This is a genomic window from Pseudomonas sp. SH10-3B, from assembly GCF_019891415.1.
In the GTDB taxonomy this organism is placed as follows: Bacteria; Pseudomonadota; Gammaproteobacteria; order Pseudomonadales; family Pseudomonadaceae; genus Aquipseudomonas.
In genome coordinates, this window is the sequence record NZ_JAFLXD010000002.1 from 1 (window position 1) to 24,899 (window position 24,899).

At 59.9% G+C, this 24,899-nt stretch carries 22 protein-coding genes; 5 read left to right on the forward strand and 17 right to left on the reverse strand.

The window, feature by feature from the left end:
• Nucleotides 1-167: 167 nt before the first annotated feature.
• Nucleotides 168-455, forward strand: coding sequence for a hypothetical protein (locus J1G35_RS02035; RefSeq protein ID WP_223013133.1), 288 nt, complete (start codon nucleotides 168-170; stop codon nucleotides 453-455).
• Nucleotides 415-1,983: a hypothetical protein gene (locus J1G35_RS02040; protein WP_223013134.1), complete on the forward strand. Its 1,569-nt coding sequence runs from the start codon at nucleotides 415-417 to the stop codon at nucleotides 1,981-1,983. The genes J1G35_RS02035 and J1G35_RS02040 overlap by 41 nt, the downstream gene beginning before the upstream one ends.
• Here the strand turns inward: J1G35_RS02040 and J1G35_RS02045 are convergent.
• Genes J1G35_RS02045 through J1G35_RS02055 form a run of 3 tightly spaced genes read right to left on the reverse strand, consistent with a single transcriptional unit; the run spans nucleotide 1,976 to nucleotide 6,908 of the window.
• Complete coding sequence (locus J1G35_RS02045) at nucleotides 1,976-2,929, reverse strand: alpha/beta hydrolase (protein ID WP_223013136.1); 954 nt, start codon at nucleotides 2,927-2,929, stop codon at nucleotides 1,976-1,978. The genes J1G35_RS02040 and J1G35_RS02045 overlap by 8 nt on opposite strands.
• A gap of 26 nt (nucleotides 2,930-2,955) precedes the next feature.
• Complete coding sequence (locus J1G35_RS02050; RefSeq protein ID WP_223013138.1) at nucleotides 2,956-5,262, reverse strand: ATP-dependent DNA helicase; 2,307 nt, start codon at nucleotides 5,260-5,262, stop codon at nucleotides 2,956-2,958.
• Nucleotides 5,259-6,908, reverse strand: coding sequence for a VRR-NUC domain-containing protein (locus J1G35_RS02055; protein ID WP_223013139.1), 1,650 nt, complete (start codon nucleotides 6,906-6,908; stop codon nucleotides 5,259-5,261). Before J1G35_RS02055 ends, J1G35_RS02050 begins: the two co-directional genes overlap by 4 nt.
• 187 nt (nucleotides 6,909-7,095) lie before the next feature.
• Between J1G35_RS02055 and J1G35_RS02060 the strand changes: the two genes are divergently transcribed.
• The gene (locus tag J1G35_RS02060) at nucleotides 7,096-7,320 is read left to right on the forward strand and encodes a YgdI/YgdR family lipoprotein (RefSeq protein WP_053135971.1); all 225 of its coding nucleotides are present in this window, start codon (nucleotides 7,096-7,098) and stop codon (nucleotides 7,318-7,320) included.
• A gap of 119 nt (nucleotides 7,321-7,439) precedes the next feature.
• Here the strand turns inward: J1G35_RS02060 and J1G35_RS02065 are convergent, their stop codons facing one another.
• From J1G35_RS02065 to J1G35_RS02100, 8 genes are all read right to left on the reverse strand, one after another.
• A complete protein-coding gene (locus J1G35_RS02065; protein ID WP_223013141.1) occupies nucleotides 7,440-8,852 on the reverse strand; it encodes a lipase in 1,413 nt (470 codons plus the stop codon).
• Nucleotides 8,853-8,892: 40 nt separating this feature from the next.
• The gene (locus J1G35_RS02070; RefSeq protein ID WP_115487366.1) at nucleotides 8,893-10,230 is read right to left on the reverse strand and encodes a TolC family outer membrane protein; all 1,338 of its coding nucleotides are present in this window, start codon (nucleotides 10,228-10,230) and stop codon (nucleotides 8,893-8,895) included.
• Between the two features lie 2 nt (nucleotides 10,231-10,232).
• The gene (locus J1G35_RS02075; RefSeq protein WP_053135979.1) at nucleotides 10,233-11,525 is read right to left on the reverse strand and encodes an HlyD family type I secretion periplasmic adaptor subunit; all 1,293 of its coding nucleotides are present in this window, start codon (nucleotides 11,523-11,525) and stop codon (nucleotides 10,233-10,235) included.
• Nucleotides 11,526-11,622: 97 nt separating this feature from the next.
• A complete protein-coding gene (locus J1G35_RS02080; protein ID WP_223013143.1) occupies nucleotides 11,623-13,350 on the reverse strand; it encodes a type I secretion system permease/ATPase in 1,728 nt (575 codons plus the stop codon).
• A 105-nt stretch (nucleotides 13,351-13,455) separates the two neighbouring features.
• The gene (locus J1G35_RS02085; RefSeq protein WP_053135984.1) at nucleotides 13,456-13,824 is read right to left on the reverse strand and encodes a protease inhibitor Inh/omp19 family protein; all 369 of its coding nucleotides are present in this window, start codon (nucleotides 13,822-13,824) and stop codon (nucleotides 13,456-13,458) included.
• A gap of 49 nt (nucleotides 13,825-13,873) precedes the next feature.
• The gene (locus J1G35_RS02090) at nucleotides 13,874-15,307 is read right to left on the reverse strand and encodes a serralysin family metalloprotease (RefSeq protein WP_223013145.1); all 1,434 of its coding nucleotides are present in this window, start codon (nucleotides 15,305-15,307) and stop codon (nucleotides 13,874-13,876) included.
• Nucleotides 15,308-15,673: 366 nt separating this feature from the next.
• On the reverse strand, nucleotides 15,674-16,777 hold the full coding sequence (locus J1G35_RS02095; protein ID WP_223013147.1) for a P1 family peptidase: 1,104 nt from the start codon (nucleotides 16,775-16,777) through the stop codon (nucleotides 15,674-15,676).
• Between the two features lie 9 nt (nucleotides 16,778-16,786).
• Nucleotides 16,787-18,151 (reverse strand): APC family permease, encoded by a 1,365-nt coding sequence (locus J1G35_RS02100; protein ID WP_223013149.1) that lies wholly within the window; start codon nucleotides 18,149-18,151, stop codon nucleotides 16,787-16,789.
• Between the two features lie 198 nt (nucleotides 18,152-18,349).
• On the opposite strand from J1G35_RS02100, the gene J1G35_RS02105 reads away from it, so the two are divergent.
• Complete coding sequence (locus J1G35_RS02105) at nucleotides 18,350-19,135, forward strand: LuxR C-terminal-related transcriptional regulator (protein WP_223013151.1); 786 nt, start codon at nucleotides 18,350-18,352, stop codon at nucleotides 19,133-19,135.
• Between the two features lie 98 nt (nucleotides 19,136-19,233).
• Here the strand turns inward: J1G35_RS02105 and J1G35_RS02110 are convergent, their stop codons facing one another.
• The 6 genes from J1G35_RS02110 to J1G35_RS02135 form a co-directional block, all read right to left on the reverse strand.
• Nucleotides 19,234-19,695: a M10 family metallopeptidase C-terminal domain-containing protein gene (locus tag J1G35_RS02110; RefSeq protein WP_053135998.1), complete on the reverse strand. Its 462-nt coding sequence runs from the start codon at nucleotides 19,693-19,695 to the stop codon at nucleotides 19,234-19,236.
• Between the two features lie 264 nt (nucleotides 19,696-19,959).
• The gene (locus tag J1G35_RS02115; RefSeq protein WP_223013153.1) at nucleotides 19,960-20,394 is read right to left on the reverse strand and encodes a hypothetical protein; all 435 of its coding nucleotides are present in this window, start codon (nucleotides 20,392-20,394) and stop codon (nucleotides 19,960-19,962) included.
• Between the two features lie 105 nt (nucleotides 20,395-20,499).
• Nucleotides 20,500-21,579: a polyamine ABC transporter substrate-binding protein gene (locus J1G35_RS02120; RefSeq protein ID WP_223013155.1), complete on the reverse strand. Its 1,080-nt coding sequence runs from the start codon at nucleotides 21,577-21,579 to the stop codon at nucleotides 20,500-20,502.
• A gap of 59 nt (nucleotides 21,580-21,638) precedes the next feature.
• Nucleotides 21,639-21,980: a cupin domain-containing protein gene (locus tag J1G35_RS02125; RefSeq protein ID WP_053136009.1), complete on the reverse strand. Its 342-nt coding sequence runs from the start codon at nucleotides 21,978-21,980 to the stop codon at nucleotides 21,639-21,641.
• Nucleotides 21,981-22,007: 27 nt separating this feature from the next.
• Entirely contained in the window at nucleotides 22,008-23,414 is a 1,407-nt protein-coding gene (locus J1G35_RS02130) for an FAD-dependent oxidoreductase (RefSeq protein WP_223013157.1), read from the reverse strand.
• Between the two features lie 48 nt (nucleotides 23,415-23,462).
• Nucleotides 23,463-24,272, reverse strand: coding sequence for a helix-turn-helix domain-containing protein (locus J1G35_RS02135; protein WP_223013159.1), 810 nt, complete (start codon nucleotides 24,270-24,272; stop codon nucleotides 23,463-23,465).
• Between the two features lie 256 nt (nucleotides 24,273-24,528).
• Between J1G35_RS02135 and J1G35_RS02140 the strand changes: the two genes are divergently transcribed.
• Nucleotides 24,529-24,801: a DUF1652 domain-containing protein gene (locus tag J1G35_RS02140; RefSeq protein ID WP_003191138.1), complete on the forward strand. Its 273-nt coding sequence runs from the start codon at nucleotides 24,529-24,531 to the stop codon at nucleotides 24,799-24,801.
• Nucleotides 24,802-24,899 lie beyond the last annotated feature (98 nt).

Genomic DNA, 24,899 nt, shown 5'->3' on the forward strand with positions numbered 1-24,899 from the left:
GGCTGACACCGTCTTTCGGGTTATGCAGGTAAACGACCAAGTCGCTTTCTGTATGCCGCAGGCCAATCCCCCCATGCGCGCCCTCGGTATCACCGTCGACAGGCGGTTCAAGAAGCGGTACGTAAATGGGCGGCAACAGCGCCTTTGGAGAGGTTTTTTTCTTGGCCATGGCGACAGTCCTTCCGCGTTCGACTAGAGGTTTCCCCTATCAAACGCCTGAAGAGATTGATTGGCTACTGTCAGAATTAACAGGTGGTGACGAATGGTATTGGGGTTCTGTTGGCGATCACGGCGCCAGCTCAGGTTGCGATCGGCACCTGTTAATTCTGACAGTAGCCAAGGCCGGGGTTCAGGTGTCTTATGACGAACACAACACGGGCTACCAGTGCAACGTCGTCATTCAGGAGAGCGATCATGCCAGCCAAAAAACCATCAGCCTCAAGCTCGCCGACTAAAACAAAGACTGGCGCAGGACCTAAGTCTCCGACCAAACCTAAGTCTCCCGCCAAGCCAAAGACACCGGCCTCTGTGCCATACGTTCTGGAGATGGAGGAAAAGGGCAACCCAGAGAGCCTGGATCGGTTATACATCCCCGGCATGAGTGAATACGTCGAAGGCTACGACGCCGGTATCCCGCAATGGCTGTTTATCTCCGGCCTGACGATCCAAGTAGACAAAAACTGGCAAGCAAAACCGGGCGATATCATCACCGTAGGAAGGCTGCTGGACGGCGGAGCGGTGGAAGTGTTTGCCATGAAGACGCTGGCTGAAGGTGAAGAAAACTATAATTTCTACTTTTTTTCCGTGGACCGGAAGTTCCTACCCGATGGTCCTCACGCCCTGGTTTATGTTGTTCACTACAGCGGGGGACCGGACCGCGAACGGTCTTACCCACTGCGAGTCATGGTCAAAACCGACCTGCCGGCAGGTGAAGACAACGATCAAATCGAGGATGGGCATTCAGGACTGAAATTCAGCGTGTCGGAAAGCGTGATTGTCCCCGGCAATGCCTCCAGCGGGGTGAAGATCACGCTGCAGCCCTACCCGAATGCGCATCCAGGCGACTCCTGCATTGTCCATTGGGGCTCAAGCATCATTACCACTCCTGTCGTCGATCCTCTGAAGCCGACCGTCATTACCGTGACCTACCAGGACATTGTCGACGCCGGCGACAGTGATCGCCAGATTGTGTGGCTGGAAGTCCTCGATCTGGTGGGGAACATTTCAACGCCAAGCTCGGCGAGCGTGACTGTCTCGGTCAACCTGGACGTGACTCGCTATGACGGTCCCGCGCTTCTGAACGCCGGGCCCATTGGCTACGTCGACCTGGAGGTTCTCAATCAGCAACCCCTGGAAGTGCAAATGTTCACGCCTTCCAGTATCGGGCGCCGTGGGGATATCTATGATGTGATATTCCGCGCCTATCCGCCAAAAGGCGGTGTGATCGTGGTTCACAGGTTTGTCCCTATCGAAACGGCTGGCAGGCCGTATTCAGCATTCTTCGACTACCTCGATGTCCGCGCCGCCGCGGGAGGCCGGATACAGGTCAGTTTCGTTTTGCGCAGGTCCACGGCCCCCTTCGAGATCTATTCCAAGACAACCCATGCTGACGTCAGAGGCAGTATTGTCCGCCTGGAAGCCCCCGAGGTTGAAGGCTACCCCAACGATCAGATTACCGATGACCCTGAACATATAGTGGTCAACTGTCCTTACTACGCGTGGCGCCAGCCAAACGACAAAATTTCGCTGATCCTGCGCTATGTGAAGTCTGTGAACGACATCATCGTCCATATCGAAACACGCGCAGTCGGCCAATCCTGGCCGGCAGGTGCCCCGGTCAAACGCCTGATCTACCGCGAGCAGTTGCAACGGTTCAAAGGCTACCAGCCGGAACTGTATTACGTGATCTCGGGGACCGGGTTTACCCGCGCGCGCGCAGTCGACCTGAACGAATCCCTGCGGCGAGCGTTGACCATCAGTTGAGTGAGCGGGGTTTTCCTAAAAAGGCGAGCATATGCGCATTAACCCGCTGCGCCTGCTCGTTCTGGATCCAGTGACCGCAGTTGGCCAGAGTGTGGTGTTCCAGCTCAGGCACCCATTCGGGCATGCGCTTGAGTGTGTGAGCTTCAAACACTCCCACCGGGTCGCGGTCGCCAATCAGAAAGAGTGTGGGTTGCAGCACCTGCTTGCCCTTGAGGAATTCGGTGCCTTGCCAATTGCGTTCGAAATTGCGGTACCAGTTCAAGGGGCCCCGAAAGCCGTGGACAGCAAAGGTTTGTATATACAGATTCAGGTCTTCCTGACCGCACCAGGTCGGTAGCGAGCCTGGTGTGGCCATGCCGTCAAACAGCCTGGCGCCCGCAGGTTTCTGCTGTAAAAACACGTCCTGTTCCTGCATGAACAGTCGCAGGGTCCGTTCGATATCGGCGTTCAATTCCCGCTCGGCCACACCGGGCGCCTGGAAATACACGATGTAGTTGAAGTGTTCAGCATACAGCTCACGCATGATTTCGATCACCGGCCGACGGGCACGCCCGGCAAACGGCACGGACATGGTGATCAGCCGAGTGATGCGTTCAGGCTCCAGCAACGCCAAGTGCCAGGCCACCACGGCGCCCCAGTCATGCCCGACCATCACGACCTGTTCATGCCCGAAATGGTCCATGGCCTGCTGAACATCGGCGCATAAGGTCAGCAAGGCGTAGTCGGCGATCTCGGTGGGTGCGCTTGATTGGCCGTAGCCGCGCATTTCAGGGGCAAATACCCGGTAGCCTGCGACGGCCAGCGCGGGAATCTGCTCACGCCAGGAGTGCCAGCATTCGGGAAACCCGTGGAGCAGCCAGATGGGCTGGCCCTGTTCCGGTCCCGCGACATGTACGCACAGTTCAATACCGTTTACAGGGATCTTTTGCACGGTCAGTTGGCTCATTGGTGGGGCCTCGCTGAAAGTTTTGCCTAGCCTGCGGGATCCGTTGTGCAAGAACCAGCATCATTGATGGTGGGAATAACTCGATCTACTGCCCACCAGCGCGGCAACAACTGACGGACCCGCGCCTCCCCAAACCGATCATCCATCAACATCACCACCCCCCGGTCGTGCTGGCTGCGGATCACCCTCCCCGCCGCCTGCACGACCTTTTGAACACCGGGGTACAGGTAGGTGTAGTCGTAGCCGGCGCCAAAAATCGCTGCCATGCGCAGTTTTATCTGCTCGTTGACCGGGTTGAGTTGCGGCAAGCCCAGGGTGGCGATAAATGCGCCGATCAGGCGTGCACCTGGCAAGTCGATGCCCTCGCCAAACGCGCCGCCCAGCACGGCAAAGCCGATGCCTTGGCTATGTTCGGTAAATTGGTCGAGAAACCCTTGGCGTTCGGCCTCGGCCATGCCCCGCGACTGGTGCCACAACGGGATCTGCGGGTGTGTTTCGGCGAGCAGTTGCGCCACCTGTTGCAAGTAATCAAAGCTTGAGAAAAACGCCAGGTAGTTACCCGGTTGCAGGGCGAACTGGCGGGCGATCAGCTCGACAATCGGCGCCAGCGAGGCTTGGCGATGCACGAAACGGGTGGAGATTGCGTCGACAATGCGTACCTGCAGTTGCTCGGCCTTGAACGGCGATTCCACATCGACCCAAGCTGTGTCCGTCGGCAGCCCGAGCAGGTCGGCGTAGTAGTGGCGTGGGCTCAATGTGGCGGAAAACAACACGCTGCTGCGGGCTGCCGTCAAGCGCGGTCGAATGAACTCGGCGGGCACCACGTTGCGCAGGCACAGGGTTGAGCTGCTGCGTTTGCCGCCGAGCTGGCGCTTGCTGATGTCGAAGATGAAGTGTTCGTTGAACAGTTCGGCGACTTTGGCAAATTGCAGGGCCTCGAAGTAGAAGGCTTGCAGGTCGCCGCTGAGGGCTTCGGGATGGTCGTTGAAGTAATCGCCGAGGGCGCTGGTGCACAGGCTCAGGGCCTGGAGCAGTTTGTCCGGGCGCACGGTGTAAGCCTGGTACGGCGCGAGCTGGTCCTTGTGCAAGGCGTTCCATTCACGGTTGAGGCGCTGCAGGGGTTTCTTCAGCGGCTCGGGCGCGGTGTCGCGCAGGGTCTTGAGGCTGTATTGGTCGAGGCTGGCGCTGTACATCGAGCGGGCGCGCTCGACCAGGTTGTGGGCTTCGTCCACCAGTACGGCAGCGCGCCATTGGTTGAGCTGGGCCAGGCCAAAGAGCATGGCGCCGAAGTCGAAATAGTAGTTGTAGTCGGCGACCACCAGGTCGGCCCAGCGCGCCATTTCCTGGCTCAGGTAATAAGGGCATACCCCGTGAGCGAGGGCGACATCGCGCAGGTTGCGCTGGTCGAGCAGGCGCACCTTGGACGCGGCGATGCGTGCGGCGGGCAGGCGGTCGTAGAAGCCTTTGGCCAACGGGCAGGAGTCGCCGTGGCAGGCTTTGTCCAGGTGTTCGCAGGCTTTGTCCCGCGCGACCAGTTCAAGGACGCGCAGGGGCAAGTCGCTGCTGGCGTGCAGTACCTTGGCCGCATCCAGGGCCAGTTTGCGACCGGGAGTCTTGGCGGTGAGGAAAAACACCTTGTCCAGTTGCTGGGGCGCCAAGGCCTTGAGCAGCGGGAAGATCGTACCGATGGTCTTGCCGATGCCGGTGGGTGCCTGGGCCATCAGGCAACGACCGGTGCTGACGGCCTTGTACACCGACTCGGCCAACGCGCGTTGGCCGGGACGAAAGTCGGCATGGGGGAACCCCAGGGTTTGCGCCGCCGTGTTGCGCGCTTCGCGGTGCTGCATTTCCTGGCGAGCCCAGCCCAGAAACAGTGCGCATTGCTGGTTGAAGAACCCTTCCAGCTCAGACGCCTGGAAGCGTTGATCGAGCAGGGTCTCGCCCTCGCCGACGATGTCGAAATACACCAGCGCCAGGTCGATTTCCGTCAGCCCGAGCTTCTGGCACATCAGCCAGCCATACACCTTGACCTGGGCCCAATGCAGTTGCCGGTGGTTGGCGGGCTGGGCATCGAGGTCGCCGCGATAGGTCTTCACTTCTTCCAGGCGGTTGGCGTCCGGGTCGTAGCCGTCTGCCCTGCCCCGTACCTTGAGTTGTTGGTACTCACCTTCCAGGGCCACTTCGTTCTGGTAGTGCGCACTGCGGCGTGAGGCCACGGTACGGTGGCCGACAATGCCTTCCTGGGCACTCGGCGATGGGGTAAAGCGCAGGTCCAGGTCGCCGACCTTGGCCGTGAACTCGCACAGTGCCCGCACGGCCACGCTGTAGCTCAAGCGGGCTGCTCCGCCCAACGCACGTAACAGACCGTCACTGGCATCTGGTACTCGCCACAGAACGCCAACCAGCGCAGTTGGTTGTCTTGCAAGCGGTCGCCGGGGCCTTTGACTTCGATCATGCGGTAGGTTTTTTCGGCGGGCCAGAACTGGATCAGGTCCGGCATGCCGGCGCGGTTGGCGCGGATGTCCAGCAGCAGGCGTTCGAACCAGTAGCGCAGGTGTTCGGCGGGCAAGCAGTGCAACGCCTGTTCCAGCAGTTCTTCACTGAGCAGGTTCCAGAAGACGAAGGGTGATTGGATCCCCCATTTTTCCGCGTAGCGTTGGCGGATCGTGGCCTTGTAGCGATCATCCTGCAGTTGCTCCAGGCACGCGGCGAACAGCGGCGCACGGCGTTGGTGGAAGTCTTCGCTGTGCAGGTCCGCCGGCCCCCGCTGGAACGGGTGGAAAAACGCCCCCGGCAGCGGCGCGAAGATCACCTCCCAGCACAGCAGGCCAAACAGCGAATTGATCAGGCCGTTTTCGACGTAGTGCACCGGCGCATCCGGTTCGCTGAGGTGGGCCTGGACGCAGTACTCCACCGACATCAGGGGTTCAGGCAGTGCCAGTTCAAGGTCCAGGCGCGGGACTTCCCGGGGCTTGAGAGTGGGCAGCCGGGGTTCACCCAGCTTGCGCCGCAGACGTGGCATGACGCGCAACAGGTGTTGCTGTTCGGCGGCACTTTCCGGTAACTGTTGCGCGATGCTCGCCAGGGCCATGGCCTGGGCGTAGTCCTCCTGGCGTTCCAGCACGCGAATCAGTCGCGCGCGGGCGCCGGGGTAGGCGCAGGTGCGATAGATCTGCGCCGCCAAAGCCAATTCGGCGCTGCGTTCGCAATACTGACCCAGTTGGAACAACAGCTTGGCCCGGCGTTTTTCCAACCATGGGTTGTCGGTGGTCAGCAGGGCCACTTGCGCCAGCACATCCTGCAGCGCCTCACCACGTTCAAAGGCTTGCTGGCACTGGTGCAGGAACAGCACGCCGTGCACGTCGTCACGGCTGCGCAAGCCACGGGACTCGGCACAGAACTGGACTTTTTCGTAGGTGTAGATGCCGAGGTCCGCCAGCACGAACTCCGACCAGTCCTGGTGCAGGTTGCCGAAGAACATCAGGCGCAATCGCTCGCACAAGTCCATCACAGTGAGGCTGTACAGCGGTTCGGCAAGCTCGGGACACCATTGGGCAAAGCTGCGGGTTTCGGTGAACTGCGCCGCCAAGCCCTCAAGCCAGTCGGTCTTCTTGCCCCTGGGCTGCTCGATCCAGGGTTTGAAGGTGCTGAGGATTTCGCCTTTTTGCAGCAACGCAAACAACACCTCAAACGCCAGTGGGGATTGGTCATCGACCCAACCCAATTGTCTTAAGGGCCCCACAGCCCCATGGGTACACCCGATCTCTGGGTAGCGGAGTTTGCCCGCGCGAAAATGCACGCCCTTGCGCATCACCATGCGCACCAACAGCGCCTGGGACGCTTGGGGCAACCTGTCGAATTGCTGAATGAAATGCTGTTCGTCCGCATCGAGCAGGTCCGCATAGCGTTGCCCCAGCCAATGCAGGACCTGGCGGAAGTTATGCAGGTAATAGAGCGGGTTTTCGAGGGGGTTGGCCATGGTACGCATTGATCAAATACTGGTTATGCATACAGAGTGCCGCCACCCATGCGCTGTTGCAATCGGTAATAGATAAATGGCGCACGCAACTTTTTGTATAAAAGTGATCAGATGGGGGAGTCGATGGCGTAACATTTATGGCCCGCAGCCCTTGGCGCGGGACTTTTCAGGGTTAACGGTAAGGGTTATGAACATGAAGAATTTGGGTCTGCCACTGGTTGCACTCACTTTTCTGGTATTGGCCGGTTGCGCGACGCAAACCGTAGTAACACTGCAAAACGGTACGCAGTATTTGACCAAGGACTCCCCAAAAACCAAGACCGCCGACGGTTTTTATGAGTTCACCGATATCGCCGGCAAGCGCGTCCGGGTCAAAGCCGACGATGTAGCCACGGTGCGCAAGGAAGACTGAATTTACAACGGCCAACACCGATCAAATGTGGGAGGGGGCTTGCCCCCGATGGCGGTATTCCGGCCGACATCTCTGCTGACCTGACCACCGCTATCGGGAGCAAGCCCCCTCCCACAGGTTTAAGCGATAACAATTCCCTCCCCCGACAATCCAACCACCCCCACCAACGTCACCGAATCCCCGCCAAAGCTGATCACGGTGTCGCCGCTGTGTTCGCGGTATTCCACGCTGCCCTCCACCCCTTTGAACACCAGCTTGTCCGTCGCTTGATAGCCGATGATCCGGTCCTGGCCAAACTGCCCGCTGAACAAAAAGGTGTTATGCCCGCTGCTGTCGCGGAGGGTGTCATTGCCCTTGCCGCCCTCGATAAAGTCCGCGCCCTTGCCGCCCTGGATCAGGTCATTGCCGTCGCTGCCAATGATGAAGGTGTTGCCCTTGTGCGGTTCGGCATTGCGGTTGAGGTCCTGTACCCAGGTGGTGGCCCGGGCGGGGTCGGACAGGTTGGCCACGATGATGGTCGAGTCGCGGCTCATCTGCTCATAGAAACCGGATTCCACAATGCGCGTCATGCCATCGCCATAACCCGTGGGCAAATGCGAGATCCAGGTCGGCAGGTTGGTGATGGAAAACGGCAGCACATTCCACAGCGTCGAGGCGTAGTGGTCGTTGAAGCTGACGATATTGTCGGTGGTCGATTCATGGGGGTTGTCATGCACGCCCAATGACGACCAATTGAAGGATGAGCCGTCCAGCGCACGGAATACCGGGTCGTTTTCATAGCCGATATTAAGCACCTTGTCGCCGGCGCTCTGGGTCGGCGAGGCGTAGGCCACGTAGTTGGCATCCTTGTAGAACCCCGCCCATTTGCCGCTGCTCAAGTCGGCCATGCTGTTGACAGCCAGGCCCCCCAGGCTGTGGCCGCTGACGACTACGTCGTGGCCGCTGAGGCCGTGGGCACTGGCGTACTCGGCGACGTTCTTGAGCAGGCCGCCAAAGGCTTCGCCGGCGTAGTTCTTGGCGTAATCCTTGGGCCCCAAGGCCGCGAGCAGATCGCTGACCAGGTCGCCAATGGAGTCGCTGATCAGCGTTTCCCGAGGACCCGACGTACCGCGAAAACCGATACCGATTTCCAGCAACTTGCCGGCGTCATCGTACTTGCCCAGTACCTCGACCTGGGCCGTGGTGTAGCCGGCCTTTTCGCCGAAGAACGTGCCACGGGCGTCGACCTTGCCGGTATAGCCCAAGGCGCTTGCGCTGATGGGTGTCCAACCGGCTTGTTGCACCGCTTCCAGGGCGGCTTTTTCCGAATCCGGGTTCCAGGGAATGCCGGGAATCACGCCCTGGGAATCCGTGCTGCCCAGCAGAGCACCGACCAGCGTGGCCGGTAAACCGAGCCCCAGGCCGTTGTGCTGGTAGCCCACGGCAAAGCCGTTATCCAGGTTGTGGTAGGTATACAGCGTGATCGCCATGGCATCGGCGAACAACGCTTTGGAGTCCTCGGCCCCGAGGTTTTTATAGTCAAACACGCCCATGGTCTTGCCTCTCTGTTGTTGGAATTGTCGAGAAAGCCAATCAATGCGGTGCCGGTCCGAACGCCTCATCCACCTTGGCCAGGTCGGTGTCGCGCAGGTTGCCGGCGTAGTAATGCAATTTGGTCCAGGCCATCAGGTAGTCGTAACGCGCCTGGGCCAGGTCACGCCGCGTGCTGTAGAGCTGTTGCTCGGCGTTCAACGCATCGAGGTTGACCCGCTCGCCACCGAGGATGCTTTGCTTGGTCGACACCACCAGCGCTTCTGCCGAGGTCAGGGCCTTTTGGTAAGCGCGCAGTTTGCTCACACCGGACAGGCAGGCACTGAACTGTCGACGCAGCTCGATCAGGGTCTCGCGGGTCTTGCCTTCCAGTTCGTACTCGGCCTGTTCCATGGCTCGGCTGGCCTGGCGGGTGGACGCGGAGATGCCGCCACCGGCGTACAGCGGCAGGCTGACTTCCACGCCGATGGTGTTGGTGTCGTAACGCTGGTTGTAGGTGTTGCCGCTGTCGGACTCCTGCTGACGCGAGCTGGCATACGCGGTGACCTTGGGCAGATGCCCGGCGCGGTTGCGCTCGACTTCATATCGCGCCACTTCCAGGGCCTGGCGCTGGGACGCGAGCGTGGGGTTGTTGCTGATCGCCAGTTCATGCCAGGTGTCGTAGTTGGCCGGGGTCAAGGTAAACGCGGCAAAGCTCTGGTTGAGCGGCGCCAGGTCGTGGATGTTGACGCTCTGCACACCGATCAACGCGCCCAGTTCTCTTAACGAGGCGTCCTGTTCGTCCAGTGCCTGGATTTCTTCGGCGGTGGCCAGCTCATAGCGCGACTCGGCTTCGAGAATATCGGTGCGGGTGCCCTCGCCTTGCTGGAACAGGTGCCGGTTCTGCTGGAACTGCTGCTCGAAGGCCTTCTTCTTGGCGCGGGCGATGTCGATCTGGTCCTGGGCAAACAGCGCCTGGGTGTAGTAGCTCAGCACCCGCACCAGCAGGGCCTGGCTCTTGTCGCGAAAGCTTTCATCGGCGAACAGCGCTTGGGCCACGCCTTTGCGGTAGTTGGCGTAGGCCTCATAGTCGAACAGTGGCTGTTGCAGGCTGAAGGTCGAGCCATAGCTGTTGTAGTTGCGGTCGTCGTGATAATTGCCACCGCGCCCGTCCGGCAAGGTGGCCTGGGAGTTATTGCGGCCCTTGTTGTAGTTGTACGACAGCTTGGGCAGCAGGCCCGCGCGGCCGATGGTGCGGTTTTCCAGGCCGGCGTCGCGCTCCTTGATCGCGCCGAGAAACACCGGATCGTTGCGCAGGGCCTGCTCGTACACATCGAACGGGCCCATGGCAGCCTGGGCATTTGCGCAGGTCAACAGCAAGGCGATGAACACAGGTTTCATGCTCATTCCTCGGTCAACGCGGAGCCGGCGCGGTCGAGCAACGGCTTAAACAGGTAATTGAGCAACGAACGCTCGCCGGTGCGCACGAACATCTCGGCGGGCATGCCTGGCTTGATCACCAAGCCGTGGAGTGTCTCCAGCGCCGCCTCGCTGACGGTGGTGCGCAGCACGTAATACGGCGCGCCGGTTTTTTCATCGAGCATCTGGTCGGCAGAGATCAGGCTGACCTCCCCCGGCACGCGCGGGGTGCGGCTCTGGTTGAAGGCGGTGAACAGAATATCCACCGGCAGGTGGGTGCCGACCTTGTCCACCAGGTGCACCGGCAAGTGCCCTTCGACTTCCAGGCGCGTGCCCTGGGGCACGATTTCCAGCAGGGTTTCACCGGCACGCACCACGGCGCCCTCGGTGTGCACGCTGAGGTTGACCGCAATGCCGTCGGCCGGCGCGTTGATCTCGCTGTGTTGCAAGTCGAAGCCGGCCGAGGTGAGTTGCTGCTCCAGGGTCAGGCTGCGCAATTGCGCGTCGGCCAATTGGCTGCGCACTTCCTTCTGGTATTCCTCGCTGTGCTGCTGCAATTTCAGGCGCGATTCAAGGATGCCCTGTTCCACCCGGCCGCTTTCGCCGGTGTTCTGCGCCAGGTCCTGTTGCACCTGGGACAGCTGGCGTTGGTACTCCATCAACCGGTTGCGCGGGATATAGCCGTTGTCGGCCAAAGGTTGCAGGTTGCTCAATTGCTCGCGCAGGGACTGGGCCTGGGCGGTCAGGTCGCTGCGGGCGCGGCGCATGCCGTTGAGCTGCGCCGTGGCGCCCTCGATATTTGCGCGGATGCCTGCCTGTTCACGGGCAAAGGCTTCGCGACGGCTGCTGAACAGTTGGCGCTGGCCTTCCAATACCAACGCCAATGCCGGGTCGGGGCTGCTGCTCAGCTCGGCGGGAAAGGTGATCGAGGATTGATTGTCGCGCTCGCTCTGCCAACGCGCGACGCTGGCCCAGGCCATGCGGTACTGGGCTTGCAGGGACTGCACGTCGGCCTGGTGCTGGGTCTGGTCGAGACGGAACAGCGGCTGGCCTTGCTTCACCCACTGCCCTTCCTTCACCAGAATCCGACTGACCACCCCAGGGCTGAAGGTTTGCACCGCCTTGCGTTTGCCCGAGACCACCACCGTGCCCTGCACCGGGATGCCCTGGTCCAGGGGCGCCAGGCTGGCCCAGAGGAAAAAGCCACCGGCACCGACCACGGTCAGGAGCCAGCCCATGCGTACGAAAAATCGGGCGTCGTGTTGTTCGTGAATCATGCTGACATCCTTACTGCTTGACGCAAAACCTGTAGGAGCGAGCTTGCTCGCGAAAAACTCAGCGTCACCGCGTGTATCCAATCAGGGCGTGTCATCGTTAACGCCCTTCGCGAGCAAGCTCGCTCCTACCTTGGGGCGCTGGGTCCCGGTGGCCGGACAACGCCCGCAGCACATCCTGGCTCGGCCCGAACGCCTGCAAACGCCCTTCGTTGAGCACCAGCAACTTGTCGGCCTGGGCCAAGGCCGAAGAACGATGGGTCACCAGCACCACACTGCTGCCCTGTGCCTTCATCTGCACAATGGCACTGGCCAGCGCAGCTTCGCCGACGGTGTCGAGGTTGGAGTTGGGCTCGTCCAGCACGATCAGCCGCGGCCCGCCGTACAGCGCACGCGCCAGGGCCACCCGTTGTTTCTGGCCACCGGACAGGCCACCCCCGTTATCACCCAGGACCGTGTCGTAACCGTGGGGCAGCCGCAGGATCAATTCGTGTACGCCGGCTTGTTGCGCAGCCTTCACCACCCACTCGGGGTCGGCCTCGCGAAAGCGTGCGATGTTGTCGGCGATACTGCCGCTGAACAGTTCGATGTCCTGGGGCAGATAGCCGATGTGCGGGCCGAGGTCGTCGCGGTCCCAACGATGGATGTCCGCGCCATCCAAACGCACGGTGCCAGCCAGGGTCGGCCACACGCCCACCAGCACACGGGCCAGGGTGGATTTGCCGGAGCCCGAGGCGCCGAGCACGCCCAGCACTTCGCCGGCGCTGAGATTGAAGCTGACCTGGTGCAGGGTGGGCATGCGTTTGCCGGGCGGGCCCGCGCTGACCTGTTCAAAGCTGACCTGGCCCTTGGGCACCGGTAATTTCATCTGCTCCACTTCCGGCGGGAACTCGCGCAGCAATTCGTCCAGGCGCTGGTAGGCCAGCTTGGCCGAACTCCATTGCTTCCAGACCGCAATCAACTGGTCGATGGGGCTGAGTACGCGCCCCATCAGGATCGAGCCCGCGATCATCATCCCGGCGGTCATATCGCCCTTGATCACCAACAGTGCGCCCAGGCCCAGCACCAGGGATTGCAGGCACAGGCGCAAGGACTTGCTCAGAGAAGTGATCACCGAGCCGGTATCACTGGCTGTGTTCTGCAAACCCAGGAACTGCGAATGCACGGCGAACCAGCGGTGGCGCAACGCGCCGAGCATGCCCATGGCCTGGATGGTTTCGGCGTTGTGCAAATGGCTGGTGGCCAGTTGCGTCGACTGTTGGGAAAAACCACTGGCCTCGCCCAATGGCTTTTTCGTCAGGTATTCGTTGAGGCACGCAAGGCCGATCAACAGCAACGCGCCGGCCGTGGCCAACACCCCGAGCCAGACGTTGAAGAGGAAAATCACCAACAGGTAGATGGGAAACCACGGCGCATCGAAGAACGCGAACAGCGCCGGTCCGGTGATGAATTGACGGATATGGGTCAGGTCGCCCAAGGATTGCCCGGCATGCCCCTGGCCGCGCTGCAGGTTGCGTTCGAACGCGGCCTTGTACACGCGCAAGTTGAAACGCCGTTCCAACTGGCTGCCAATACGGATCACGATAAAACTGCGGATCACTTCCAGCAGGCCAATAAAAGCAAAGAAGCCCACGACCATCAGCGTCAACATCACCAGGGTGGTTTCATTCTGGGAGGACAGCACACGGTCATACACTTGCAGCATGTAAATCGACGGCACCAGCATCAACAGGTTAATCAATGCCGTGAAGCAGCCAACGCTGATCAAGATGCTCTTGTATTCACCCAGCGCCTTGAATAAGGGCGCAACTGCATGGGGCTTGGCCATATGTTCTGATCTTCCTTGAACCAAATTACGCGCATAAGTTGCCCGCCCGTCCTTTTATAGCGGCCTGCCAACTAATGACATCGAGTTATAGCGTTATAGCAATAACTAAGGCACCCGTTTTAGTTCAACCACGGCGCCGGACTTCGTACGTGCCTGATACTCACCTTCTTTCTGACGATTCAGGTGGGTGATCCCGCTGCCTTCGGCATTGAATAGCCAGATACCGTCCGGGGTGGGCGACCACGTCCGGGGAGTGTCACCAAGCCATTGCGCGGCACAGGCCACATCGCCGCCCAGGGCATTGGCCTGTTCCAGCAGGTCGAGGGCGCACGCCTGATCCTGCTGGTGCAACTGCCAGTGCCCGGCCAGTTGGGCGCTGGTGGGTAAAACAAGACTGCTCGCCATTGCGTGGGCTCCTGCCGACACGAACATCACCTGCAACACGCAGGCGATCACATTGTAAAAACGCTGCATCTGTAAGCTCCAGCCGGGAGGCGCGGCGCTTGAGCGCCGCGCCCGTGGATCATGCCACGATGTCGCTGACCGCTGCCTGGCCGACGGTGGTGACGAGGAAATCCGCCACGCCGTGCCCGGAGAAGTCGACGGCCAGGGTACCCAGGTTGGTGCCTGCCGCGTAGCTCAACACCGCATCGCCGGCATGCCCGGTGAAGGCGTTGACGAAGGTCAGGCCGGCCCCTTTGGTGATGCCGCTGAGGTCGATCTTGTCGGAGCCCGAGGTGAAGTCAAAGATCTTGTCCGCCGCCCCTGGCTTGGAATCGGAACTGGCACCGAACACAAACGTGTCGTTGCCCGCGCCGCCCCACAGTTGGTCCGCGCCGCCGCCACCGTAGATGAGGTCGTTGCCGGCGCCACCCTTGATCACGTTGGCCGCGTTGTTGCCGATGATCAGGTCGTTGCCCGCACCGCCGAACGCGTTCTCGACGGTCACGCCCTTGGCGATGGAAACGTTGCCCACCAGGCCGCCAACGTCGGAGAACGAAGCCTCATTGAGGTTGATCTTCTGGTTCTGGGTGAAGCCGGAGAAGTCCAGGGTGTCGTTGCCGCCACCGTCCCAGACCGAGAACACCAGCTTGTCGGCGTTGGAAGTGGCGCTGAGGAAATCGCGCCCGGTGTTGGAGTTGAACCCGTAGGTGGTGTCGCCGGCACGGGTGTTGTAGTTGGCACCGTAGAGCTTCTGGATCGCGGCGATGTCGTCGATCAGCGGGCCGGAGGCATAGGCCTCAACCCCGCCTTTACTGAAGTTCTGGTTGGTGTTGCTCTCGCTCCAGTAGCTCATGAGGCTGTAGCCGCGCGTGTCCTGTCCATAGGTCGCGTCTTTGTAGGTCGGGGCGCCTTCGCCGGCGTTGTAGTCGCCAGGGTGAGCCAGGCCCAGGGTGTGGCCGATTTCGTGGGTCAGGGTCTGCCGGCCATAGTTGTTCAGGTCCGGGGTCTTGTTCGGCGTGTAGCTGTTGTTGGTCAGGTACCACGAAGTGCCGTCGTAGCCTGCACCGGTGCCGGGCAGGTAGGCGAAGGCTGCCGCGCCGTCCTGGCCGCTGCTGTAGTTGCCAAACGTCATGTGGCCGTCACCGCCGGTGGCTTTCTCGGTGAAGGTGACGTTGGCCACGTCCGACCAGGATTGCATGGCCAGGGCGGCCTGGGCTTTCTGCTGGGCGTTGAACTGGCTGAAGCCCGAGATACCATGTTTGTTCATGGTGCTCGACGACGCCGACGTCAGGAAGGTGTAGGTCAGGTCGATCTTGCCGTTGCCATCAAAGTCCCGGTACGCGGCGCCGTCGCGCAGCAACTGGGTCGCGGCCTGGTCAACGGTGTAGGAGGGTTTGCCATTGATCGTGAGGTTGCCGCCACGGTCATACAGATGGCTGAAGCTATCGATTTGCGAGTAAGCGGTGCTGGCTTGCGCCGCCGACACGATAGCCTTGTCTTTTACTTTTGACATAAACGTACTTCCTTGTTTGCAAGTGCATCAGTCTTTGATCGATAGGAACCCCGCGGGCGAGATCGTCCTATCACTCGCCTCTTTTGAAGGCGTCACGAAACTGACACAACTTGAAATCTTTCGTCTACATCTTTTCCTGCATGAAAACTGGCCAATAAACATCGCCAACAAGTTTGGCGCCGTATCTATTGGGCAGCGGTGCCTTTGTCTGACAAAAGACACCGGGTACTTATTTAAATATTAAATAACGTTAAGGCCGCTCAAGTTGAGCGGCACACTTGATAATTGGATCCACTATATTGTCACCGTGTCATTGGCAACATTAAACAGCCACTATCTATATGATTATATCGGCACTGTCCCCTATTACCGGGGCACACACCAGCCAGTGTTATGCAATGCCTGTAACAACGTTTCACTTTTCAAGCCCGGCACCTGTACGCCGTCGTCGGTCACCATGTCTTCGCCAGCCAGGATCGCGTTGATGATGGCCTCCTCCACCGCCTCCGCCGCCGCGCTGAACAGCGGTGAAATATGGTCGTTATTCACCATCTGCAAGGTGCTGCTCAACGGCAGGCCCCTGCGCGCGTAATCTGCTGGCGGCAAATCCTGGTTGCCGGTGGCGAAGGCCAGGAACAGGTCGCCGCTGGAATCCTCGGTGCCACCGCCGGTGCGCGCGATGCCGATCGACGCGCGTTGGGCGAGACGCTGGCACTGGTGTGGCAGCAAGGGCGCGTCAGTGGCGATGATCACCACGATCGAGCCCATGCCCGGCGTGCCCCGTTCGGCAAAGGGTGACGGAATGTCCATCAACTGGCGGCCCACCGGATAGCCGTCGACCCGCAGTTCCTGGCGCTTGCCGTGGTTGGCCTGCACCAGCACGCCGACGGTCCAGCCGCCCTGCTCCGCCGACAAACGACGCGAGGCGCTGCCGATACCGCCCTTGAATTCATGGCAGATCATCCCGGTGCCGCCGCCCACCGCGCCTTCTTGCACAGGGCCGGCCTCTGCGTTGTTCAACGCCTCGCGTACATGCTCAGGCTGCACATGCTGGCCCCAGATATCGTTGAGCAGGCCGTCGTAGGTTTCCATCACCACCGGCATGCACCAGTACACCGCCGGGTCCGCCAGGCGCTCGCGCTCCAGGGCAATCAGGGTGTCGCGCACAATACCGATGCTGTGGGTGTTGGTGATGGCCAGCGGCGTGGTCAACAGGCCCGCCTCGCTGATCCATTCCAGGCCCGTGGCGTCGCCGTTGCCGTTAAGCACGTGATACCCGGCAAAGCACGGTTGCAGCCGCGCTTCACCGGCGCGCGGCTGGACCACGCTGACACCGGTGCGTACCTGTTTGCCGTCGATGCGCGTCTTGAGGGTACTGTGACCGACCCGCACTCCGGGGACATCGGTGATGGCATTCAACTCACCGGGCGTGCCCAGCCCCAATGTGATGCCCAGTTGACGTGCTCGCATATCCACTCCTTACAATTTCTGAAACGCCGGACTTAACCGGCCACTGATGCAATACAGAATCACCGACAGGGCCAGCAAGCCGATGATGATCATGATGTCGCGCACTGACGCCGCCATCAGCAAGGTCACCAGCAGGTAGCCGGCGCCCAGCACAGCCGCCAGTGCCGGCAGCGGCCATAGCGGCATGCGATAGGGATGCTCGCGGTCACGCAACCGCACCCGGCTCATCAACGCGCTCAACGCCACCACCAGGTACACCAGCATGATCAGCAATACGCTGAACGAGGTGAGGTCGGCCAGGTTAGAGCTGAAGCTCAGCAGCGCCGATGGAATCGCCAGGAACAGCGTAGCCAACCAGGGTGAATCCCAGCGCGGGTGGATACGTGTGAACAGTTTGTTGATGCCGGGCGTCCACAGCGCATCGCGCCCGCTGCTGAACACTACGCGGCCGATCTGGATCACGATGGCGACAATGGCGTTGAACACCGACAGGAAGATCCCCGCACTGACCAGGCGCGACAGGGTTTCGTTGCCATGGCTGGTCAAGAGGTAGCCGATGGGGTCCGGGCTGCTGATCATCGCACTCAGCGACGGCGCGCCGATCAACAGCGCAGTGATGGGGATCAGCTCGATCACCACCACCAGCCCCAGTGACCACAGCACCGCTTTGTGTACGCCCTTGCCGCCGCATTTCATGTCTTCGGCCAGCAACACCGCCGGGCCGTAACCGTTGTAGGAAAACAGACCGATTCCCACTGCGCCGATCACCAGGGCCCAGGGCGCCAGGTGCAACACGCCGTTTTCGACGATCTGGGGTTGAAACAGCACACTGGCCGGCTGTACCGGGTTGCCGAAGCCAATCACGACGATCACCAGCAGTGCCGCCACTTCCAGCAGCAGGCAGGTGCCGGTGATCCAGGCATTGAGCTTGATATTGAGGATGCCCAGGGCGTAACTGCAGACCACGATCACCAGGGCGACAGCCTGTGAGTCGAACGTCGTGCCAAGGGCATTATTCAGGTACGTCGCCGCGCCCGTGGCCAGGACCGGCGGGATAAACAGCAGCATCACCAGCACGGTGAGGAACGTCGCGTAGCCGGCCATGCCGCCGAACACGCGCTTGGCATACACATACTCGCCACCGGCGCTGTTATGCGCGCGTCCCAGTTCGGCGTAGCAGAAGGCAAACATCAATGCCAGCAACCCCGCCATCACAAAGGCAAGGAACACGCCGCTGCCGGCCTGTTGGATTGCAAAGGGGGCAATCACGAACACCGAGCTGGCGGGGGTCACTGCTGACACGGTAATGGCCACTACGTCGAAGACACTCAAGGTCGGTTTCAGTACGCCGTCGGGCGCTGGTGATGTGCTCATCTCGTTATCCTCTGTCGTTGTTCTTGGTGTGAGGCAGAAACGAAAGGTCTGAAGTGACGGGATATGTTTCCCGCTGAATGATGCCGACGGTAACCGCTGGGTTTATGCCAGCCAATTCCCCTATTGGCGTACTCCCCTTGACGACACCCGGTAAAAGCCGAACCCTTGGCCGATCTTTTGCTGGCGGGAGCCTGCTACATGAGCCTGTTTCGTGAAGTCGGCATGCACGCCGGCCTGGGCCGCACCGTCGCGCACCTCGGCACCGAGCGTTTCTGGAAACAGTTGGTGCTGTTGCTGCACCAGTGCGTGCCCTTCGATAACGCGCTGGCCATCTTCTATCCCCTTGATGGCCCACCCCAGGCCCTGGAGGAGTACGACGCCCAGCCGAGCAGCAAACCGGCGTCGATGCTGGCGTACCTCAATGGCCTGTATTTGCTCGATCCGTTTTTCCAGGCTTGTCGCGAGGGCTATGCCAGCGGCGTGTACCGCCTGGAGGAAGTGGCGCCGGACCATTTTCGCCAGAGCGAGTATTTCCTCAGCTACTTTCACGACAATGTGCTGGAAGACGAGGTGCAGTTGATCCTGCAGTTGCCGGGCGCAGGTACGTTGTCGCTGTCGCTGGGCATGCAGCGGCGATTCAGCGCTGAGGAGACCGGGTTGATGACGACCCTGGCGGCCTGGGTGCTGCCGTTGATGCAGCAGCATTGGCAACAAAGCACCCAGCGCGTGCCGGCCATGGACAGCCAGATCAGGGACGCCTTGAGCCAATTCGGCTGCGGCGTGCTCTCGGACCGTGAACTGGAAATCGCCCGCCTGGTGCTGCGCGGGTTCTCGTCCAAGGCCATGGCCGAACGCCTGAATATCTCGCCGGATACTGTGAAGGTGCACCGTCGGCATCTGTACGCGAAGCTGGATATCTCGTCACAGCCGGAACTGTTTTCGTTGTTTATCCAGTCGTTGGGGCATGACCTTGAAAACCCTTGAACGTATAAAACCCTGAACTTTTTATATAGGCGCGAAAAGATCAAGCAGCGCAATGTTCACGCCTTGATCACCTTCACGCCCTCTTCATTTGGTCGGCATCACCAAAACTTTACATGCGCCGGCAGTAGTTTTACGTCATCAACTCGGATGGCGAAAAGCGGCCCCTTCTCCGTTAACTTCATGGTAAGCGTACTGAAACCAAAGGGACTATGGGATATATGCGCGTCGCCCACTTGCTGCGGCGGGCCAATCCGAACATGAACAATTTTTATATCGCTGTCCTTGACCATCTCGGACAAATCAATGCGGTCTTGTTTCGGGTTGAAGTTAAAGATGATATCGGAGTCATTGTTCAGGGAATCGCTGGCTTTTTCATATTTGAAAGTATTTGCGCCTGGCGCTCCAACCAGTTGGTCACTGCCTCCGCCGCCGATCAGCGTAGAGTCCTTGCCACGCTGGGCTTCGAGCCGCTCACGGCTGTCGGTACCGCGCAACACGGGGCGGCTATTTTCAGGGTACGTCCAGTGATTGATGGTAGGAAAACTTTGTACTAAGGCCATATTGATTACCTTTCGGAAATGTTTTGATTGGGTGGTGAGACGTGCAGCGCCGAGAAACTTCTCACGACAAAGACATCAACTTCCAGTCGGATTCTTTAACATTCCATTTCCGAAAAATATCAACGTTTATACAAAACATCATTCAACACTTCTCATCAAGTACCGGGTACCGCTTAATGTCGGAATATTGCTCCCCCACGCAACGCATTTCAGGAAATGACTTAATGCCCGGGAGCGTAGGGCAATGCCCCACCTCCCTGGTAATCAACGGTTGACACCCGTCAGCTCGAACTTCACTTTGATCTCGAACGTTCTGGTGTTGTCTTTCGTCCAAAACTCCAGTGTTCCTGCGATGACCGGCTCAGGGTCATCCGTCCTCGTCAAGTTCAAATGCCCCTTCGTTGCGTTCAGTCCATCTTCACCACCCCCCCGCAGAGGACGATAGGAAAAATACTGAACCGTTGGGTGGTTAAATTCATAACGGCCGCTTTTCGCATCCTTGTCTTTGAGTCGCACCGAAATGGCTGACCTGGCCGGAAAGCCGTCAGTCATATGCGCAAAAAAGCGTAATGAGCCTTGCATCTCATCACGATAGACATAATCTGATTCGAACGGTTCTTCCTTGCCATTTATAGTTACCGCGCCTTTCATATAACCTTTCGTAACGTTATCGGGTTTCACGTCATATTCGTTGCTCATGACCCTCTCCTATCAACAGTTGAACGTGAACGGTCATTAAACACTCGGCGTTGAAAAAAATAACCTGTCAGAAATAACAGTCTAGACAGGCGATTTTTTATGCTTTTATCGCCCCATACGGATGGTGTTCCACACCCGCGTACGAATCCGGTCGATATTCAGTGGCATCGCCTCCAGTGCGAACAACTTGCCCATCATTTCATCGCTTGGGTAGATCTTGGTGTCGGCCTTGATCTCAGGGTCTACCAGGCTATCCGCCGCACTGTTGCCGTTGGCGTAGTGCACGGCGTTGGTGATGTCTGCCATCACCTGGGGCTCCAGCAGGTAGTTCATGAACGCGTAGCCGGCCTTTTCATCGGGCGCATCGGCCGGCATGGCCACCATGTCGAACCAGATGGCGGCGCCTTCCTTGGGAATCTGATAGCCGATCTTCACGCCATTCTTGGCTTCCTTGGCACGGCTTTCGGCTTGCAGTACGTCGCCGGAGAAGCCGACCGCCACGCAAATATCGCCATTGGCCAGGTCGCCGGTGTATTTCGAGGAGTGGAAGTACGCTACATACGGCCGCACTTTCATCAGCAGCGCCTCGGCTTTCTTGTAGTCCTCTGGTTTTTTACTGTGGGGTGGCAACCCGAGGTAATTGAGGGCGATAGGCAGCAATTCCGGGCCATTGTCGAGGATCGCTACCCCGCACTTACTGAGTTTTTCCATGTACTCGGGCTTGAAGATCAGGTCCCAGGAATCCACCGGTGCGTTATCACCCAGTACCGCCTTGACCTTGTCGATGTTGTAGCCGATGCCGGTACTGCCCCAAAGGTACGGGAAGCCGTGGGCATTACCCGGATCATTGTTTTCCAGGGCCTTGAGCAGCACTGGGTTGAGGTTTTTCCAGTTGGGCAACTGGCTTTTGTCGAGCTTCTTCAAGGCGCCGCCCTGGATCTGCCGCGCCATGAAGTGGTTGGACGGGAACACCACGTCGTAACCGGAGTTGCCGGTCATCAGCTTGCCGTCGAGGGTTTCGTTGCTGTCATACACGTCGTAGCTGAAACCGATGCCGGTCTGCTTCTGGAAGTTCTTCGTGGTGTCCGGCGCGATGTAACTGGACCAGTTGTAGATCTTCACCGTTTCGGCGGCCTGGCTGATGGACGCGACCACTATCAAGGGCAACAGGGCAATGGCTTTCATGGTTCGATTTCCTGGCGGTTTTAGGGCTGTTTTATGGCAGGCGATCAAGGATCAAAGCGTTACAAAATCAATACGTAGGTCTTGCGCACGGTTTCCTGGATATCCCAGATGCCGGTGCTGTTGGCCGGCAACATCAGTGCGTCCCCGGCTTGTATGTGAACGATTTCGCCGTTGTCAGGGGTGAACGTGCAGCGGCCCTGGATAAAGTGGCAAAACTCCTGGGCTTTGATCTGCCGCCGCCAGCGACCTGGGGTGCAGGCCCATATACCGGTTTCGACGCCGTCGCTGCGCTCAACGCTCAAGGTCGAGGCCACAGCGATCGGCTCGCCCAGGGGCACGGCCACCGGCGATGAGTCTGGTAGGTGGGCATTCAGCGTGTCTTTGAATTGAGTGATGCTCATGGGATTTTCCCGTGTGAATGAAACGACTTAGTGCATGAAACCTTCCATAAACCCGGCCACGCCGGTCGCCAGCTTGCGGCGCCAGGGCGCACTGTTGGGGTTGGCCAGTACCTGGTCTTCATGGACAAAGCTGCGAATGATCGCGTTGTAGCCAAGCCAGCGGCACGGCTCCGGCTCCCAGGCCTTGAGCGCATCCAGGCCACGTTCGCGCAGCACCCAGGGTTGGTGAATCAGCGGCGTGTCGCGCCCAAGGATCAGGTCAGCCAGGGTGCGGCCGCCCAGGTTGGTGGCACCGACGCCCTCCCCGCCGTAACCGCCAGAGAGGGCAATGCCGGTCTTGTGGTCACAGAGCATGTGCGGGCGAAAATTGCGCGACATGCCGAGGTTGCCGCCCCAGGAATGGCTGATCCGCACCTTGTTCAGCTGTGGGAAGAGTTCACCGAACAGGTAGCGACGCAGATCCACTTCGCTGTCGGTCAAATCAAAGTTGTGCCGCAGTTTGCCGGCGAACTGGTAACCGCCACGGGCGCCGAACACCAGTCGGTTATCCGCCGAACGTTGGCCGTAGGTGACTTGCCGGCTGCTTTCGCCAAACGCCTGGCCCTGGCTGAGGCCGATTTCGTCCCACGTGCTGGCGGGCAGTGGTTCGGTGGCGACAATCAGACTTTGCACGGGTAACTGGTAGCGACCGAGGGGCGGCAAGGTGTTGGCGTACCCTTCCACAGCCGGCACCACCCAGGTGGCGCGTACCCCGGCCCTGGCCGTGCGCACGGTACCGGACTGCCAGTGGGTGACCGGACTGTTTTCATAAATCGTCACGCCCATGCTCTCCACCACCCGCGCAAGGCCGCGCACCAGCTTGGCCGGGTTGATCGTCGCGACATGGGGGGCATAAATGCCGCCATAGGGTTTGGCGATGCGGATCTGTTCAGCCAACTGTTGCGGGCTCAGCCAGCGATAGTCGGCTTCGGTCAGGCCTTGGGCGTAGAGTTTGTCCAGGTAAGTGCGCAGGCTACCTTCCTGCTCGGGGTAGCGTGCGGCGCAATACAGCGCGCCGCCCTTGCGGTAGTCGCAGTCGATGCCTTCACGGGCCAGGACTTGGGCCACTTCGTCTGGAATGCCATGCAACAGGTCGAATGAGGCACGACGCTGTTCAGGTGCAAGGCCGGCCAGCAGGCGGTCTTCGCCCAACAGATTGCCCATCAGCCAGCCGCCGTTACGGCCCGATGCGCCGAAGCCAGCGGTTTGCGCCTCGATAATCGCGATCTTCAGCTCAGGCGCCTGGCGTTTGAGGTAGTAGGCCGTCCACAGGCCGGTGTAGCCGGCGCCGATAATGGCGACATTGACGTCCAGGTCATGCTCAATGGACGGCCGCGCTATCAGCGGGTCATCCAACTGGTCCATCCATAAACTGATGTTGCGCCATGCCGGCATGCCAAGCTCCCCAACCACGTTTCGATGGGGGAATCCTAGAACTGCGGGTTATTCGCTGTCTTGCGCGCGTGCACGCAGGGAAATTTGTTTGACGTAGGCCTTGGGTGATTGGCCTGTGTGCTGGCGGAAGGCGCTGTAGAACGCCGACAACGAATTGAAGCCGGCGGCGAAAGCCAGATCGTCGACCTTGATCGGCGGCTTCGCTTTGTCCAGCGCGGCCAGCAGATGCTGGAGCCGGGCCTGATTGACGTAGCGATAGAAGCTTTGCCCCAGCACCTGGTTGAGCAGGTAGGAAATCTGATTGCGGCTGTAGCCACATTCCTTGGCGACGCGCTGCAGGTCCAGTTCCGGGTCCAGATAAGGCTGCTTGCGCTCGAAGTACTGTTGCAAGTCATTGGCCATATGCCCCAATTGCTGGGGCGACAGGCCCAGGCGGCTGACGCTGGGGCGCTGAGCCTGGGAGGGCTGTTCATGCACCAATGACGCGTACTCATTGACGCGCCAGATCAACCCATCGCGCACGGTGATGGCCTCGCTGGTACGGAATGACACCAGGCCCTGTCCGCCGCGCAAGGTGATGCGGTATTGGATAAAGGCCGTATCGCCGTCGGCGCGGATGCGGTCGGTGTGCTCAATGGCTTCATCGGCTTCGCGGGGCATGCTGGCTTGCAGGTAATCACGCAACTCGGGGTAACCAACCACACGGTTCTGGAAAAAATCGTGGTACCGGATATCCGGGTGGTAGTAGGACATCACCCCATCCAGGTCGCGATGGCGCCAACACAGGTGGTGGCGCAGCACCAGGTCCCGGGTGGCATGGGTGTGATGGCAATCATCGTCTGGGGCGATGTCGGGCATGGGGGGCTCGGAAGCGGGTAAACCGTGGAGATTGCCGAATTTTGCCAGGCCCTTCAATGGCCAGCTGGAACTTCTGACTAGTGGCATTTCGCCCATCATCAGCAGGAGATGACCCACGTCAAGTGAATGGATAACAACCGCCGAACGGGGCAGAAAAAATCACATTGCGCGTACGAACGAATGCTATTTTTAAGCTCTTCAACGCCGCGACCAGTGAAGGTCATGGCGCCCTGCCGCGAGCTAAAGGAAGCGCTCAATGAACAAGGTGGGCAACATGAACAAAGTGACGTTCCCCAACGCCTGCCAGCTGATGCGCTGGCATTTCCATCCAATGGGCTTCGAGGGCAGCATGGACGCGCCCGGCAGTATGATCGCCCGCCTGTTCGACCGCGCCAGCGGCGAGACGCTGATTGCCATCGCCGGCATCCCCTGCGCCACCGTGATGAATGCCGCTGATGTGGAGCGGATTATCGAGGCGGTGGAAGATGAATTGGAGTCGTTTGTGCCGCCGTTGTCGCTGAGGGCCTGATCCCGGCCCAGCCAACAGAAAGAAGCTCAACGGTGGGAGGGGGCTTGCTCCCGATTGCGGTGGTTCAGTCACTGTCGGTGGTGGCTGACACTCTGCTA